The organism is Streptomyces sp. NPDC057854 (genome assembly GCF_042797055.1).
Taxonomy (GTDB): domain Bacteria; phylum Actinomycetota; class Actinomycetes; order Streptomycetales; family Streptomycetaceae; genus Streptomyces.
The window spans coordinates 121,351-136,976 of sequence record NZ_JBHVMF010000024.1 but is presented as its reverse complement, the minus strand read 5'-3'; the positions used below and the strand labels follow the sequence as shown (position 1 = coordinate 136,976).

14 protein-coding genes are annotated in these 15,626 nt (G+C 73.9%); 12 read left to right on the top strand and 2 right to left on the bottom strand.

Annotation, left to right across the window (positions count from 1 at the left end; all coding sequences use genetic code 11):
- The first annotated feature begins 331 nt into the window (after window positions 1-331).
- The gene (locus tag ACFVQZ_RS29475; protein ID WP_383627719.1) at window positions 332-1,327 is read left to right on the top strand and encodes a hypothetical protein; all 996 of its coding nucleotides are present in this window, start codon (window positions 332-334) and stop codon (window positions 1,325-1,327) included.
- On the top strand, window positions 1,324-4,143 hold the full coding sequence (locus tag ACFVQZ_RS29470; RefSeq protein WP_383627717.1) for a stealth conserved region 3 domain-containing protein: 2,820 nt from the start codon (window positions 1,324-1,326) through the stop codon (window positions 4,141-4,143). The genes ACFVQZ_RS29475 and ACFVQZ_RS29470 overlap by 4 nt, the downstream gene beginning before the upstream one ends.
- Window positions 4,144-4,203: 60 nt before the next feature.
- On the opposite strand, the gene ACFVQZ_RS29465 is transcribed toward ACFVQZ_RS29470, so the two are convergent.
- On the bottom strand, window positions 4,204-5,964 hold the full coding sequence (locus ACFVQZ_RS29465) for a stealth family protein (protein ID WP_383627715.1): 1,761 nt from the start codon (window positions 5,962-5,964) through the stop codon (window positions 4,204-4,206).
- Window positions 5,965-6,190: 226 nt separating this feature from the next.
- Here ACFVQZ_RS29465 and galE point away from each other — a divergent pair, with 226 nt between their 5' ends.
- The 7 genes from galE to ACFVQZ_RS29430 all read left to right on the top strand — a co-directional run bounded on the left by galE (window position 6,191) and on the right by ACFVQZ_RS29430 (window position 13,159).
- A complete protein-coding gene (gene galE / locus ACFVQZ_RS29460; protein WP_383627713.1) occupies window positions 6,191-7,177 on the top strand; it encodes a UDP-glucose 4-epimerase GalE in 987 nt (328 codons plus the stop codon).
- A gap of 153 nt (window positions 7,178-7,330) precedes the next feature.
- Window positions 7,331-7,753, top strand: coding sequence for a GtrA family protein (locus tag ACFVQZ_RS29455; protein ID WP_030494096.1), 423 nt, complete (start codon window positions 7,331-7,333; stop codon window positions 7,751-7,753).
- A gap of 62 nt (window positions 7,754-7,815) precedes the next feature.
- Window positions 7,816-9,012 carry a glutamate 5-kinase gene (gene proB, locus ACFVQZ_RS29450; RefSeq protein WP_321192644.1) on the top strand — a complete coding sequence of 399 codons (1,197 nt, stop codon included), beginning with the start codon at window positions 7,816-7,818 and terminating at the stop codon, window positions 9,010-9,012.
- A 197-nt stretch (window positions 9,013-9,209) separates the two neighbouring features.
- Window positions 9,210-9,716, top strand: a complete 507-nt coding sequence (locus ACFVQZ_RS29445; RefSeq protein WP_030494098.1) for a hypothetical protein — start codon at window positions 9,210-9,212, stop codon at window positions 9,714-9,716.
- Between the two features lie 198 nt (window positions 9,717-9,914).
- Entirely contained in the window at window positions 9,915-11,198 is a 1,284-nt protein-coding gene (locus ACFVQZ_RS29440; RefSeq protein ID WP_030494099.1) for a glutamate-5-semialdehyde dehydrogenase, read from the top strand.
- Between the two features lie 88 nt (window positions 11,199-11,286).
- On the top strand, window positions 11,287-11,931 hold the full coding sequence (locus tag ACFVQZ_RS29435; protein WP_081958982.1) for a hypothetical protein: 645 nt from the start codon (window positions 11,287-11,289) through the stop codon (window positions 11,929-11,931).
- Between the two features lie 145 nt (window positions 11,932-12,076).
- Window positions 12,077-13,159: a hypothetical protein gene (locus tag ACFVQZ_RS29430; protein ID WP_383627710.1), complete on the top strand. Its 1,083-nt coding sequence runs from the start codon at window positions 12,077-12,079 to the stop codon at window positions 13,157-13,159.
- A 7-nt stretch (window positions 13,160-13,166) separates the two neighbouring features.
- Here the strand turns inward: ACFVQZ_RS29430 and ACFVQZ_RS29425 are convergent, their stop codons facing one another.
- Window positions 13,167-14,282 carry a M48 family metallopeptidase gene (locus ACFVQZ_RS29425; protein ID WP_030494102.1) on the bottom strand — a complete coding sequence of 372 codons (1,116 nt, stop codon included), beginning with the start codon at window positions 14,280-14,282 and terminating at the stop codon, window positions 13,167-13,169.
- Between the two features lie 132 nt (window positions 14,283-14,414).
- On the opposite strand from ACFVQZ_RS29425, the gene ACFVQZ_RS29420 reads away from it, so the two are divergent.
- From ACFVQZ_RS29420 to nadD, 3 genes are all read left to right on the top strand, one after another.
- On the top strand, window positions 14,415-14,675 hold the full coding sequence (locus ACFVQZ_RS29420) for a hypothetical protein (RefSeq protein WP_383627725.1): 261 nt from the start codon (window positions 14,415-14,417) through the stop codon (window positions 14,673-14,675).
- 84 nt (window positions 14,676-14,759) lie between these two features.
- Window positions 14,760-14,924, top strand: coding sequence for a hypothetical protein (locus tag ACFVQZ_RS29415; protein ID WP_030494103.1), 165 nt, complete (start codon window positions 14,760-14,762; stop codon window positions 14,922-14,924).
- 64 nt (window positions 14,925-14,988) lie between these two features.
- Complete coding sequence (nadD, locus tag ACFVQZ_RS29410) at window positions 14,989-15,609, top strand: nicotinate-nucleotide adenylyltransferase (protein ID WP_030494104.1); 621 nt, start codon at window positions 14,989-14,991, stop codon at window positions 15,607-15,609.
- Window positions 15,610-15,626: the final 17 nt, after the last annotated feature.

The following is a 15,626-nucleotide window of genomic DNA, read 5'->3' as shown; positions in this document are numbered from 1 at the left end:
GCGGAACCCCCGGCGACAGCGGTCGCCGGGGGTTCCGCCGTACCCGGGCGTACCCGGCGGTCGCGTCCGGGGCGTGGTCCGCGCCGTCCCACCATCGGGTGAGATTCACGGGGGCGGACGAGGCCGTTCCGCCCGCGCGGGGGGCGTGCCGGAACGGTCCTCCCGGGGGAAAGCGCCCCGGTGGGAAGGGGGAAACGGTCACCCCGCCGTCACCTCGGGGCGGGCCCTCCGTCACCCTCCGGAAGCCTCGCAGGAGATTTGCCTTCGTTCGGGGGCCTTGCCACTATGTGGCGCTCGACTGTCAACCCCCAGAACGGAAGCCGGGATTGTCGTGAGTGACGCCTTGCTGCCCTACGCGGTGGGTGCCGCGAAACGAGCCCGGCGGGTGGCGGTGCGGATGCGCCGCCGGGTCGAACGGCTCCACACCGCCCCGGCGTTCGGCGGGGGGATCCCGCCCCGGCCCGCGCTCCGGCCGCTCCACCTCTCCGTCCTCGGCGGCCGCACCCTCAACGTCGCCCTGCTCGCGCCCCCCGCCACCGGCATCGCCGCCGCACGGCTCGAACTGGCCCGCGGCGGACGCGTCCACCGGCTGCCGCTGGAGCTCGAACCGCAGCCCGACGGCACCCGGCTGCTCACCGCGACCACCGCACTCCGCTTCGCGGACGCGCCCGACGGTCGCGGCCTCGCGCTCACCGCCGGCCTGTGGCGGGTCGCGACCGTGCTCACCGGCCCCGACGGCCAGGAGACCCGCACCGGCGTCGCCGCCGTGGCGCTCCCCGCGACCGACGGCCCCGTCGCCCCCGTGTCGCCGGACCCCGAGCGCGGCGCCCACTTCCGCCTGATGCGCTCCGTCGACGGCTTCGCCGTGCTGAAGGTCCGCGCCCCCGCGCACCAGGCCGAGCTCGACACCTTCGCCCTCCGCTGGGACCGGATCACGGTCCGGGGCCGGGTCGTCGCCCCGCAGGCCCCGCCCGCCGCGTACACCGCCCAGGCGGTCCGGCGCGGCGGCGGCGCGATCGTGCAGGCCCCGCTGGAGTGGGACGGCGACCGCTTCGCCTTCGACCTGCCGCTCGCCGGCATGGTCTCCGGCCGCCGCGCCCACCGCTGGGACATCCAGCTCCAGCAGGGGCGGGCCGGCCTCAAGATCGGCCGCCGGCTCACCGACCTGCGCCGGCGCGACCAGGTGATCCGCACCTCGTTCCGGATCATCGCCCTGGAGGACGGCTCGCTCCTCCGAGTGCATGCCTACATCACCTCGGCCGGGGCGCTCGCCGTCTCCTGCGTCGGGTTCGAAGGCGCCCCCGACGGCGCGGAGGAACGCGTATGAAGATCACCATCCTGCTGACCTGGGGCGACGCCATGGGCGGCACGGAGATGGCCGCCTACACGCAGGCCGCCCAGCTGGCGCCCCGTCACGAGGTCGAGATCCTCAGCGTGTTCCGGACGGAGGAGGAGCCGTTCCTGCCGGAGGCGAAGGACGTGCCCGTCCGCTACCTGGTGGACCGCACCGGCCGCTCGCCCCGCCCGGTCCGCCCGTCCACGCTCACCGCCGCCGAGTGCGAGGCCCTCGCCAAGCTGCCCAGCGAACTGATCGCGACCGCCTGGGAGCCCACCTTCGACCGGCTCTCCGACATCGAGATGACCGCCGCCCTGTCGGGTCTCGACGCCGACGTCCTGGTGACCACCACGCCCGCGCTGATGGCCGCCGCCGTCGCCCTCGCCCCGGCCCGGGTCGCCGTCGTGCACCAGGAGCACCGGGTCTCGCAGCTGCGCGGCGCCACCGGCGAACCGCTCCTCACCCACGCCCCCCGGCTGGACGCCCTGGTCTCGCTCACCGAGCTGACCACCGACTGGTTCGCCGAGTCCCTGGGCGCCGCCGCCCCGCGCCTCGCGACCATCCCGAACGCGATGCCCGAGGGCTACCGGCCCCGCTCCGACCTCGGCTCGAAGACCGTCGTGGTGGCCGGCCGGCTGGTCCCGGAGAAGCAGCTCGACCACGCGATCCAGGCGTTCACGGAGGCCGCGGGCGAGCACCCCGGCTGGCGGCTGCGGATCTTCGGCGACGGCCCGCAGCTGGCCGCCCTGCGCCGGCTCGTCGAGGGGCTCGGCGTGCACGACCGGGTCGAACTCGTCGGCCGCAGCCGCCGGATGGCGGAGGAGTGGGCGACGGCGGCGATCTGCCTGATGCCCTCGCGCGTCGAGTCGTTCGGCCTGGTGATGCTGGAGGCGTTCACCGCGGGCGTCCCGGTCGTCGCGTACGACACGCTCACCGGACCCTCCCAGATCGTCCGCCACGAGGTGGACGGCCTGCTGGTGCCCGCCGACGACATCGCCTCGCTGGGCGCCGCGCTCTCCCGCCTGATGGGCGACGACGAACTGCGGACCGCCTACGGCGCCGCCGCCCGCGCCGGGGCCCGCGAGCGCTTCGCCCCGGAGGTCGTCACCGGCCGCTGGGACGAGCTGTTCACCGCGCTGGCCGCCGAGGACCCGGCCGCCCGCGCCGCCGCCCGCGCCGACCGCGCCGCCCACCGCGTCGCGGCCGGCGGCAGCCGCAGCTTCGCCGTCGCCGCGCCGATCAGCAGGCTCTCGCCCTCCGCGGACGAGCAGAAGGCCCGCGAGGTCATCCTCCAGGCCAAGGACCCGAAGACGCTGGTCCGTTCGGCCGGCCGGCTCGCCGAGGTCCGCGACGACGTGCCGTCCTGGCGGATGGGCGAGATCAACCTGGAGCTCACCGCGCAGGCGCTGGAGCGGCACGGCGTCCCGTACGTCCTGCTCCACGACCCCACGACCGTCGGCCATCGCCTCGCCGTCAAGGAGCCCGACCGGGAGCGGGCCCTGCGGGCCCTCGGCACCGAACTGCACGGGCGGCCGGTGTACGCCGAGCTCGTCGCCCCGCGGACCGCCGCGCCCGGCGCCCGGCTCGCCGAGACCCTCACCCACGCCCCCGAGGTCGCCGGTGTGCGGATCTTCAAGCCGCTGGTCAGCGACAGCCGGACCCTGCGGTACGGGCCGGTGTACGGCTGCGGCGTCGAGTTCTGGACCGAGGAGGACGGCGACACCGGCTGGTACGCCGCCCCGCGCGGCACCACCCTGGTCGGCCCGCGGCTGCCGTCCCTCGACGGCGACGCCCGGATCTCCGTCGCCGGCCGGGACTACCCGACCCTGGAGGTCTTCACCAAGAAGCTGATGTGGAACGTCGACTTCCCCGTCGACGCCGTCTACACGTGGGTCGATGACACCGACCCGGTGTGGCGGGCCAAGCGCGACGCCGCCCGCCGGGAGCAGGGGCTCCCCGCCGACGACGCCCAGTCCGGCGACGTCCGCTTCCGCAACCGCGACGAACTGCGCTACTCGCTGCGCTCCCTCGCCGCGCACGCCCCCTGGATCCGGCGGATCTACCTCGTCACCGACGACCAGGCGCCGTCCTGGCTGGACACCTCCCACCCGGGCATCGAGGTGGTGAGCCACCGCGCGCTCTTCGCCGACCCGGCCTGGCTGCCCAGCTTCAACTCGCACGCCATCGAGTCCCAGCTGCACCGCATCGAGGGCCTGGCCGAGCACTTCCTCTACATCAACGACGACGTGTTCTTCGGCCGCCCGCTCGCCCCGAACAAGTTCTTCCAGTCGAACGGCAACTCGCTCTTCTTCCGTTCCCCGACGGCCGTCCCGCCCGGCGACGTCACGGAGGAGACCGAGGGCTACTTCGTCGCGGCCAAGAACAACCAGGTGCTGCTGGAGGAGGCGTTCGGCCGGGTCGCCACCCACGGCTTCCTGCACACCCCGCACCCGTTGCGCCGCAGCGTCCTCGCGGAGATCGCCGAGCGGTGGCCGGAGGAGACGGCGCGGACCGCCGCGACCCCGTTCCGCGGCCGGACCGACCTGTCGGTCACCTCGTCGCTCCACCACCACTACGCCTATCTGACGGGCAAGGCGTCGCCCGGCGGCATCTCCGCCGCGTACGCCAACATCGGCGACTACAAGCACCACGTGGCGCTCAGCCGCCTCCTCGCCGCCCGCCACCGCGACGTCATCTGCATCGGCGAGTCCGCGGAGGCGGAGGTCCCGCTGGACGAGCAGGACCGGGTGCTGCGCGCCTTCCTGGAGGCGTACTTCCCGGTGCGCTCACCGTACGAGAAGGACTGACGCGGCGGTACGACGAAGGGGGGCGCCCGGCACCGGGCGCCCCCCTTCTCCCGTGCGCTGCTAGCGCTTCTCGTACGGGCTCGGGACCGGGAAGTACGCCTCCAGGAACGGGGTGATGAGGTCCTTCTGCCCGCTCGCGTCCTGCTCCGTCGAGACCGTGTCGTTGACGCAGAAGACCGCCCGGTCGCGCTGGGCGAGCAGCCGGCCGAGCCGGGTCTCGGTCCACGGGTGGGTGAGGTCGAGGTACGCGTACGGCAGGTCGGTCGACGGCACCGCGCGGCCGGTGTGGAAGGCGTAGTAGTGGTGCAGCGAGGAGGCGATCGAGATGTCGTCGACGCTGCGGAAGCGGTTGCGCTCGGTGCGGCGGTACTCGGCGGCGAACTCCCGCTCGATCTCCTCCAGCACGCTGCGCCGCAGCGGATGCGGCATGTGCTTCATCTTCTGCACCAGGACCGAGCCGTACCGCTGCTCGATCAGCCGGCGGTTGTTCTTCCCGGCGGCGGCCACCGGCGGGTCGTCGAGGCTGCGCTCGCCGACCGGGACGAGGGCGGGGGAAGGGAAGAACTTGGTGAGGCCGCTGGCGTGGAAGAAGTCCCGGGGGGTGACCTCGCGGGAGAGCATCACGTCGTCGTTGAGGTAGAGGAAGTGCTCGGCGAGGCCGTCGATGTGGTGCAGCTGCGACTCGATGGCGTGCGAGTTGAAGGTCGGCAGCACCTCGGGGGAGCGGAAGATCTCCTTGTGCGACACGACCCGGAGGCCGGGCACGGTGGTGTCCAGCCAGGACGGCGTCTGGTCGTCGGTGACCAGGTAGACGGTCCGCACCCAGGGCGCGTAGAGGTGCAGGGAGCGCAGCGAGTAGCGCAGTTCGTCGCGGCTGAGGTAGCGGGCCGCGTTGGCCGCCTCGGCGTGGTACGCCTCGCCGGCGTACTCCGCGCGCCGCCGCAGCCACTCCGGGTCGGAGCCGTCCACCCACGTGTAGACGACGTCGACGGGGAAGGTGACCTGGTCGGTGCGGACGACGGCCGTCTCGGCGCGGGCGGGCAGCAGCGGCGCGCCGGCGGGGGCGGTGGCGGCGCCGGAGCGGACGTCGGTGAAGTCGGTGAAGCAGCACTCCGGGGCGTCCACGAGCGGGCCCTGGCGGGGGAGGACGGCGGTGACCCGGCCGGGGCGGGGCGCGGTCAGCTCGCCGTGCTCCTCGCGCCAGAACTCCACGTCGCAGCCGTACGGCTCGCCGAGCTTGAGCTGGTGGGTGGGGTCGGCGCGGTACCAGGTCAGCCGGACGACGGCGGCGGTACGCAGCCGGTGCCAGGTCCCGGCGGCGAAGCCGGGCTGCGAGGCGCGGCCCGACGGGCCGCCGTTCCCGCTGACCGGGGCCGCGTAGCCCGGCTCCCGCGCGCAGGCGGCGGCGAGGGCGGCGAGGACGGCGGCCCGGTCCTCCTCGCGCACGGCGACCGCGGAGGACGTGTCCGACTTGCCGGGGACGCAGAAGTGCGGGACGCCGGCGGCGGCGAGCGCGCCGAGCACCGCCTCCAGGTTGGCCCGGCGGGCCTTCAGCGGGGTGATGCCCTCGGCGATCAGCGCGACCCTGGGCTCGCGGCCGACGCTGATCACGGCGCGGTCCGGTCCGGCGGTGAGCGCCGCGTACCGCCGGGCCAGCCGGTTGCGGCGCAGGCGCTCGGCGGCGGCCGTCCCGCCGGCGATGCGGAGCTTCACGCGGCGGCGCAGATCGGCGTCCACCTGCGCGACGACGGCCCGTCGCACGCGGTCGGGAACGGCTCGGCGGTAGACCCCCAGCAGCCGGGGTGACTCGGGATTTCGCACTGCTGTTTACTCCTCGAACACGTACATATGCGGAGAGTGAGCAGCACCAGTATGCAGCCTCCCGGGGACACCCCCGGGGCGCGCGAACACCCCTCGCGCGCCCCCTTCCGGGCGGCGCGCGCCCGCGTCGGGACGCATGCGTTTCGACGTCGCGGCGGGCAGCAGGTACGGTGTATTTCCGCGGTGGACTTCCGCGGTGCTCAGCGACAAGGGATGTGGGGAGAGCATGACGTACCTGATCACCGGCGGTGCCGGTTACATCGGCGCGCACGTGGTCCGGGCCATGACGGCGGCGGGGGAGCGCGTGGTCGTCCTGGACGACCTGTCGACCGGATACGCCCACCGGGTGCCCGAAGGCGTGCCGCTCGTCGTCGGGTCCACCCTCGACCGCGAACTGCTCGACCGGACGCTCGCCGAGCACGCGATCACCGGGGTCGTCCACCTCGCCGCGAAGAAGCAGGTCGGCGAGTCCGTCGAGATGCCGCTGCACTACTACCGCGAGAACGTCGTCGGCCTCACCGTCCTCCTGGAGGCGGTCGCCGCGGCCGGCGTGCGCAACTTCCTCTTCTCCTCCTCCGCCGCCGTGTACGGCATGCCGGACGTCGACCTCGTCACCGAGGAGACCCCCTGCGCCCCGCTCAGCCCGTACGGCGAGACCAAGCTCGCGGGCGAGTGGCTGGTCCGCGCGGCCGGCCAGGCGCACGGCATCGCCACCGCCTGCCTGCGCTACTTCAACGTGGCCGGCGCGGCCACCCCCGAGCTCGCCGACACCGGCGTCTTCAACCTGGTGCCGATGGTCTTCGAGCGGCTCGACGCCGGCGAGGCCCCCCGCATCTTCGGCGACGACTACGCCACCCCGGACGGCACCTGCATCCGCGACTACATCCACGTCGAGGACCTGGCCGACGCCCACCTCGTCGCCGCCCGCAAGCTCGCCGAGTGGGCCGAGGCCGGCGCGCCGCGCGACCTCACCGTCAACATCGGCCGCGGCGAGGGCGTCTCCGTCACCGAGATGGTCAAGCTGATCAACGAGATCACCGAGCACACCACCGAGCCCGTCGTCACCCCGCGCCGCCCCGGCGACCCGGCCCGCGTCGTCGCCTCCGCCGACCGCATCGCCGCCGAGCTGGGCTGGAAGGCCCGCTACGACGTCCGCGACATGATCGGCTCCGCCTGGGCCGGCTGGACCGCCCGCCGCGGCGCCGCCGTCTAGCTCCTCCGGCGGCGTGCACGGCCCCCTCGTACGGACGCCCCTTCGAACGGGTGCGTACGAAGGGGCCGTCCCGTGCGGACGAGGGGGCCGTTCGTCGTGCGGGCGTCGTCCCCGCGGCACGCCCCGTTCATCTCTCGGCGATCTGATGGGCCCATGCGAGACCAGCTCGGCCAGATCATCCGCTTCGGCGTGGTGGGCGGGATCAACACCGGCACCTTCTTCGGCTGCTACCTGCTGCTCCACCCCTGGATGCCGTACTTCGCCGCGTACACCCTCGCCTTCCTGCTCAGCATGGTGGGCTCCTTCTTCCTCAACACGTACTTCACCTACCGCACCCGCCCCACCTGGAAGAAGTTCGCCCTCTTCCCCCTCACCAACGTCACCAACTACGTGGTGCAGAGCGCCGGCCTGTACGCGCTCGTCAGCTGGGCCGGAATGGACGACCGGATCGCGCCACTCGTGGCCGCCGTCGTCGCCATCCCCTTCACGTACGTGATCTCCCGCCGCATCCTCGTCAGCCGCGCCCCGGGTCCGCAGGACGAAACGGAGGAGCGGCAGCCGTCCCGGCTCGCGTAGATTGCCCCTCGCGACCGTGCCGGGAGCGCACGGAGCCGGAACAGCGAGTGAGGACGGCGCAGGTGGCGACGGAGATGGCGGCGGTACAGCAGGACGCGAACCGACAGGACGGGACCCCGCAGGCGCCGGCCCCGCAGACGGTGACGCGTCCCTTCGTCACCGAGGCCCGCCGGATCGTCGTCAAGGTCGGCTCCTCCTCCCTCACCACCGCCGCCGGCGGCCTCGACGCCGACCGGGTCGACGCCCTCGTCGACGTCCTCGCCAAGGTCCGCAGCGGCGGCGAGAAGGAGATCGTCCTCGTCTCCTCCGGCGCCATCGCCGCCGGCCTCGCCCCGCTCGGCCTCACCCGCCGGCCCAAGGACCTGGCCCGCCAGCAGGCCGCCGCCAGCGTCGGCCAGGGCCTCCTCGTCGCCCGCTACACCGCCTCCTTCGCCCGCTACGGCGTCCGCGTCGGCCAGGTGCTGCTCACCACCGACGACACCAGCCGCCGCGCCCACTACCGCAACGCCTACCGCACCCTCGACCAGCTCCTCGCCATGGGCGCGCTGCCGGTCGTCAACGAGAACGACACCGTCGCCACCGACGAGATCCGCTTCGGCGACAACGACCGGCTCGCCGCCCTCGTCGCCCACCTCGTCCGCGCCGACCTCCTCGTCCTCCTCTCTGACGTCGACGGCCTCTACGACGGCGACCCGGCCAAGCCCGGCACCTCCCGGATCGCCGAGGTCGGCGGCCCGGAGGACATCGCCCACGTCGAGATCGGCTCCGCGGGCAAGGCCGGCGTCGGCACCGGCGGCATGGTCACCAAGGTCGAGGCCGCCCGGATCGCCGCCGCCGCCGGCATCCCCGTCGTCCTCACCTCCGCCAGCCGCGCCGCCGACGCCCTCGCCGGACGCGACACCGGCACCTACTTCCAGCGCACCGGCCGCCGCTCCGCCGACCGCCTGCTCTGGCTCGCCCACGCCTCCACCCCGCAGGGCTCCCTCGCGCTCGACGACGGCGCCGTCCGGGCCGTCGTCGAGGGCAAGAAGTCGCTGCTCGCCGCCGGCATCGCCGCCGTCGAGGGCGAGTTCGTCGCCGGCGACCCCGTCGAGCTGCGCGACGCCGCCGGCCGCCCCGTCGCCCGCGGCCTCGTCAACTTCGACGCCCGCGAACTCCCCCGGATGCTCGGCCGCTCGACCCCCGAACTCGCCCGCGAGCTCGGCCCCGAGTACGAGCGCGAGGTCGTCCACCGCGACGACCTCGTCGTCCTCGGCTGAGAGCGACCCCGCCCGACGGCCGGAAACCGCTGCGGAAGCCCTTGCGAAACCGCCGCCGAAACGGCTGAAACTCCTGCCATCCGGAAGGGACCTTTACCAAAACCGCCCCATGCGACGGCTCGGACTGGTCAACTTTGTCTCGGGGGTAACGAGCAACGCGGGGTACAGCACCACACGCATCACACAGGAGGCCGCCGGTGAGACGAGCGCGCCCTGGGGCACTGCCCCGCGGGACGGCCGAACGCGCCCTGACGAGTGTCGAGGCCGGAGCCGACTTCGACGCGGCACGGGACTCGGGCACGAAGAGCGAGGGCACAGCAGCCGAGACGGGCACACGGGACGGCGGCGCGGGGGAGCGCCCGCTGTCCAAGCTGTGGCACGTCACCCTCAGCGTGTCCGGCGTCGAGTCACCGCTGCAGGAGGTGCGCCGCGGGCTGGAACAGCTGGCCCACGACCACCCCTTCCTGCTGACCAGCCGCTACGCCAACGACCACGCCGAGATCCGGTACTGGGAGGAGGCCCGCGACCTGCACGACGCGGCGGCCGTCGCCCTCCGGCTCTGGGGCGAACACCGCCAGACCGCCAAGCTCCCCCCGTGGGAGATCGTCGGCCTGGAGGTCATCGACCGCGAGACCTACCACCAGCGCATCGCGGAAGGCTACGGCCCGCCGCCCGCCGCCCCCGTGGGCGTCCACCCGTACTGAGCCCGGTCGCGCCGATCGCGCCGGTCGCCCCGCTTGCTCCGGCTGAGCCCGGCGGGGCGGCGCCGGGCCGGGCCCGGGGGCGACCGGCGCGGGAGGTGTCTCGTACTGCGGGGCGGAGGGCCCGGCAGATGTCTCGTACTGCGGGACGGGGGGCTCGGGTGTGCGGGGTCGGCGCGCGCGGGCCAGTACCCTGCGGACATGACCTCGCTCACGCCCCTCGACAACCTCTCCCCGGTCACCCGGGCCGCCTACCGGGCCCGTGGCGCCGCCGCACAGATCGCGCCACTGCCGCGCTCGGCCAAGGACGACGCGCTGCTCGCCGTCGCGGACGCCCTCGAAGTCCGCACCGCGGAGATCGTCGAGGCGAACGCCGAGGACATCGCCAAGGCCCGCGAGGCCGGCACCAGCGAGTCGATCATCGACCGGCTGACCCTCACCCCCGAACGGGTCCGCGCCATCGCCGCCGACGTCCGCCACGTCGCCGCCCTGCCCGACCCGGTCGGCGAGGTCGTCCGCGGCTCCACCCTCCCCAACGGGCTCGACCTCCGCCAGGTCCGCGTCCCCCTCGGCGTCGTCGGCATCATCTACGAGGCCCGCCCCAACGTCACCGTGGACGCCGCCGCCCTCTGCCTCAAGGCCGGCAACGCCGTCCTGCTCCGCGGCTCCTCCTCCGCCTACGCGTCCAACACCGCCCTGGTGAAGGTCCTCCGCGACGCCGTCGGCGGCGCCGGCCTGCCCGCCGACGCGATCCAGCTCGTCCCCGGCGAGTCCCGCGACTCCGTCCGCGAGCTGATGCGCGCCCGCGGCCTCGTCGACGTCCTCATCCCGCGCGGCGGCGCCTCCCTCATCCGCACGGTCGTCGAGGAGTCCACCGTCCCGGTCATCGAGACCGGCACCGGCAACTGTCACGTCTACGTCGACGCCGACGCCGACCTCGACATGGCCGTCGACATCCTGATCAACTCCAAGGCCCAGCGGGTCAGCGTCTGCAACGCCGCCGAGACCCTGCTCGTCCACCAGGACGTCGCCGCCGCCTTCCTGCCCCGCGCCCTCGACGCGCTGGCCGAGGCCGGCGTCACCGTCCACGCCGACGAGCGGGTCCTCGCCCACACCGAGGGCACCAAGGCCACCGTCGTCCCGGCCACCCCGGAGGACTGGGAGACCGAGTACCTCTCCCACGACATCGCCGCCGCCGTCGTCGACTCCCTCGACAAGGCCGTCGAGCACATCCGCATGTGGACCTCCGGGCACACCGAGGCGATCGTCACCACCTCGCAGGCCGCGGCGCGCCGCTTCACCCAGCTGGTCGACTCCACCACGGTGGCCGTGAACGCCTCCACCCGCTTCACGGACGGCGGACAGTTCGGCTTCGGCGCCGAGATCGGCATCTCCACCCAGAAGCTCCACGCCCGCGGCCCCATGGGCCTTCCGGAGCTCACCTCCACCAAGTACATCGTGACAGGCGACGGTCACATCCGGTAACACCACCTCGCACACCTCCTTTCGGTACGGGCGGGGAGACTTCGCACTCTCCCTGCCCAAAACCCCATCCCCGGTCTACCCTGAGACCGTGCCGGACGACGTGGGGGGCAAGCCGTCCCCGAACGGCTGGGAGCCCGACGACGAGCGCGGAGGCGCCGCCGAGGGCCACTGGGACGTGGTCTTCGACGAGGAGTTCGTCAAGGCCGCCGCCGTCCACGAGCCGACGGCCGTCGAGCGCCTCCTCGCCGCCGCCCAGGCCCGCGCCGAAGCCGAGTCCGCCCGCGCCCGCGCCCTCAGGGCCGCCGGCGACGACGACCTCTACGACGACGGCCGCGACCCCGTCGGCCTCACCTACGAGCCCGACGACGTCGGCGACGACGCCAGCCCCTACGGCCGCCACGGCGGCGCCCTCCGCCCCTACCGGGGCACCGCCCGCTGGCACCGGCCCGTCGCCTGGCTCCTCGCCCTCCTGATGGGCATCGGCATGGTGGCCCTCGCCTTCACCGCCGTCTACCGCGGCGCCGCCGCCAACCGGCAGGACCAGGTCCCGCCGGCCTCCACCGGCGTCGACCAGCCCAAGCCGGCCCCGCCCGCCGCCTCCCCGGCCGCCGCACCCCCGGTACCGGTGCTCACCGGCACCCCGGCCACCGCCGCCGCCCCGCAGGCCGGCGCCCGCCCGGCATCCGCCGACCGGACCAAGCCCACGCCCCCGGCCCCACCCCGCACCCCCTGACGCATACCCCCTGACCCGCACCCCCCGACCCCGTCCGCGGACCACCCGGACGGCCGCCCGGGCCGCCACTCCGACGGCGGAAAACTTCCGAACTTGTCGTGTACCAGGGCGTTTACCGATGCCCCCGCCGACCTACCCTGAAGGTATGGCAGGGCGTGGCGACCCGCCTGAGGGGACTCCCGAGGGGCTCCCCGGCGGTGAGGACGAATACCGATCCGTCGTCTTCGACGAGGCGTTCGTCCGCGCTGCCCACCTCCAGGAGTACTCCGCGCGGGAACGGATGGGCGAGCACGCGCTCGCCGTCCGCAGCCGCCCCGGCCCCACCGGCCGGCGCGGCTCCGGCCAGGCCCTCCTCCTGGTCCTGCTGATCCTCCTCGCCTTCGGCATGGCCGTCTATCTCGGCCTGCGCAACCCCTACCAGCCCCCGCCCGACCGGCGCGCCGAGCCGTTCCGCACCACCGTCGTCCCGCTCGCCCCCCAGGACCCCGTCCCCGGCGGCGACCCCGCCCGGCTCCTCGCCCGCAGCCCCGCCGCCGGGCACCGCGCCGGCGCCGCCGGCATCCACCTGCCCGTCGCCGCCCGCACCCCCCACTTCTCCGAGGGCCAGGTCGTCACCGCCCTGAGCATCGCCAAGGACTACCTCGTCGCCTCCTCCCTGGAGCCGGACGTCCTCACCGGCCGGACCGTCCGGCCCGCCCGCCTGCTGCTCGACCCCGACCAGCTGGCCCAGTTCGACCGCAGCGTCTCCGCACCCGCCGACGACGGCCGGCACGCCGTCGCCGCCTGGCTGATCCGCTTCGACCCCCGGCAGGTCGCCGTCGCCGACACCGCGCCCCGCGTCCAGGGCAGCCTGCGCTTCGCCGAGACCGCCCCGGACACCCTGGAGGTCACCGCCGACCACACGTTCACCTACGTGCTGCGGCCCGCCGTCCAGGCGCCCGGCGCCGAGCCCGCGGCGGCCTCCCTCTTCACGGTCCACCGCACGGTCCACTTCCGCTTCGACCGCGAGGACCTGCGCATGCACCGGGCCGAACTGCTGGCCGGCACCGTCGAGGCCGGGCCGCAGGCCTGCGGTACCGGCACCGGGGGCGGGCTCAGGCCGCTGCTGGCGGGGGCCGAGGCGCCGGCGCGCTCCGGCCCGGCGCTCACCGACCCGTACGCCACCGGCCGGCCCACGGCCCCGGCACTCTGCGGAGCCCTCGCCCCGGCCGCCCAGCCCCGGCCCTGACGCCCGGCTACTCCTCCGAGCCGCCGTCCTCCCCGGAGCCCTTGCCGGTGTCCCCGCCCTGGTCCTTCGCGTCCTTCGCGCCGCCGCCGAACACCGTCCGCAGCCGTCCGCCCAGGTCGCCCGCGAGCTCCCCGGCGCCGCCGGCTATGTCCCCGACGAGCTTGACCAGCGGATCCTTGCTGTCCCGCACGGTCTGCGCGTAGTGCCCGGCCGACTCCCGGAAGGAGTCCGTGACCGAGGTGTCCTTGTCCTCCGACCGCTTCGGGTAGTGCCCGTCCATCAGCCGCTGGTAGTCCCGGCTCTCCGACCACTTCTTCAGCTCGGCCGCCCGCACGGTGGTGAACGGGTGCGAGCGCGGCAGCACGTTGAGGATCTTCAGCACCGAGTCCCGCAGGTCGCCGGCCTTCTCGTACTCGTCCGCCTGCGCGAGGAACGCGTCCACGTTCATCTCGTGCAGATGGTTGCCGCCGGCGATCTTCATCAGCCCGCGCATCGACGCCTGGAGGTCCTGCCCCACCAGCAGCCCCGCCCGGTCGGCCGACAGCTCCGACTTGCGGAACCACTCGCGCAGCGCCGTCACGATCGCCATCACCGCCACGTTCCCCAGCGGGATCCAGGCGACCTTCAGCGCCACGTTCGTCAGGAACAGCAGCACCGTCCGGTACACCGCGTGCCCCGACAGGGCGTGGCCGACCTCGTGGCCGACGACCGCCCGCATCTCCTCCTCGTCCAGCAGCTCGACGAGCCCCGTCGTCACCACGATCACCGGCTCGTCCAGGCCCACGCACATCGCGTTCGGCACCGGGTTCTGCGTGACGTACATCGCCGGGACCCGGTCCAGGTCGAGGATGTAACAGGCGTCCCGCAGCATGTCGTTGAGGTGCGAGAACTGCGCGTCGCTCACCCGGACGGAGTCCGAGAGGTAGAGCAGCCGCAGACTCCGCTCCGGCAGCAGCCCGCTGAGCGCCTTGAACACCGTGTCGAAACCGCTCAGCTTCCGCAGCGCCACCAGCGCCGAACGATCCGCCGGGTGCTCGTAGGCCCGCGAGGAGATGCCGGGGAACCGCCTGCGCCGCCTGCTCGGCACGCCGCCCTCGTGGTTCCCGCCGTGGTTGTCGGTCATGAACGCCCCCTGTCCCTGCGTACGTATCCGTACTCGTCCCCCTGACACGCCCCACCCTAGGCGAGGGCGCTACCGTGGGCGGAGGACCTGTGGACAACTCGGGCCCTGTGGAAAACGAGGGAGCACGACCGCATGCCGGACATCGCCGCAGCCGCCACCGCCCTCACCCGCGTCGCCGAGGCGGCGCAGCAGGGACCGGGCGGCACCCTCCGCGTCGTCCTGCTGGTCTCCATGGTCGGTGGCGCCCTCCTCGCCTGGTTCCTGCTGCGCGGCTACCGCAGCGGCGAGAGCACGGACGACACCCCGGCCGCGCCCCCCGCGCCGGCCCGCGACCGGTCCGCGGACACGGCCGCCCGAGGGGCCGCAGGTGACGCCGGGGACGCCAACGCCTGAGTCGGCGTGAGAGAGCCGCGACGGCCCGCATACGATGTGCGCGAAGTCTCCGCTCCCACCCCCGATCGGATAGGTCTGCCGAAGATGAGCCTCCACAGCACCGCCGCCAACCTCGTCACGCTTGCTTCCGAGGGCGCCGAGCACGGTGGCAACCACGACAGCCTCAACCCGTACGTCACCGGCGGCGGCGCCTTCCTCGCGCTGATGCTGCTGCTCTGGATCACCACCCGTTTCAACCGCGACCGCTGAGCCGGACGCCGACCGGGAGGCCGCTGAGCGGGCGTCCGCCGCCGTGCCAGTAGGCTCTGCACGCATGGGAGAGCAGGAAGTGCCTACTGGCGGCCGCGGCAAGCGCCGCCTCGGCGTGATGGGCGGGACGTTCGACCCGATCCACCACGGACACCTGGTGGCGGCCAGCGAGGTCGCCGCCCTGTTCCACCTGGACGAGGTGGTGTTCGTACCGACGGGTGAGCCGTGGCAGAAGAGCCACAAGGCCGTGTCGCCCGCCGAGGACCGCTATCTGATGACGGTCATCGCCACGGCCTCCAACCCGCAGTTCTCGGTCAGCCGCATCGACATCGACCGCGGCGGCGCCACCTACACCATCGACACGCTGCGCGACCTGCGCGCTCTCAACGGCGACGCCGACCTCTTCTTCATCACCGGAGCCGACGCGCTCGCGCAGATCCTCACCTGGCGCGACGCGGAGGAGCTGTTCTCCCTCGCCCACTTCATCGGCGTCACCCGGCCGGGCCACGACCTCACCGACGACGGACTGCCCGAGGGCGGCGTCTCGCTCGTCGAGGTCCCGGCCCTCGCCATCTCGTCCACCGACTGCCGCGCACGGGTCGCCGAGGGCGACCCCGTCTGGTATCTCGTCCCGGACGGCGTCGTCCGCTACATCGACAAGCGCCAGCTGTACCGCGGCAAGTGACTCCCGGGAAGGGGCAC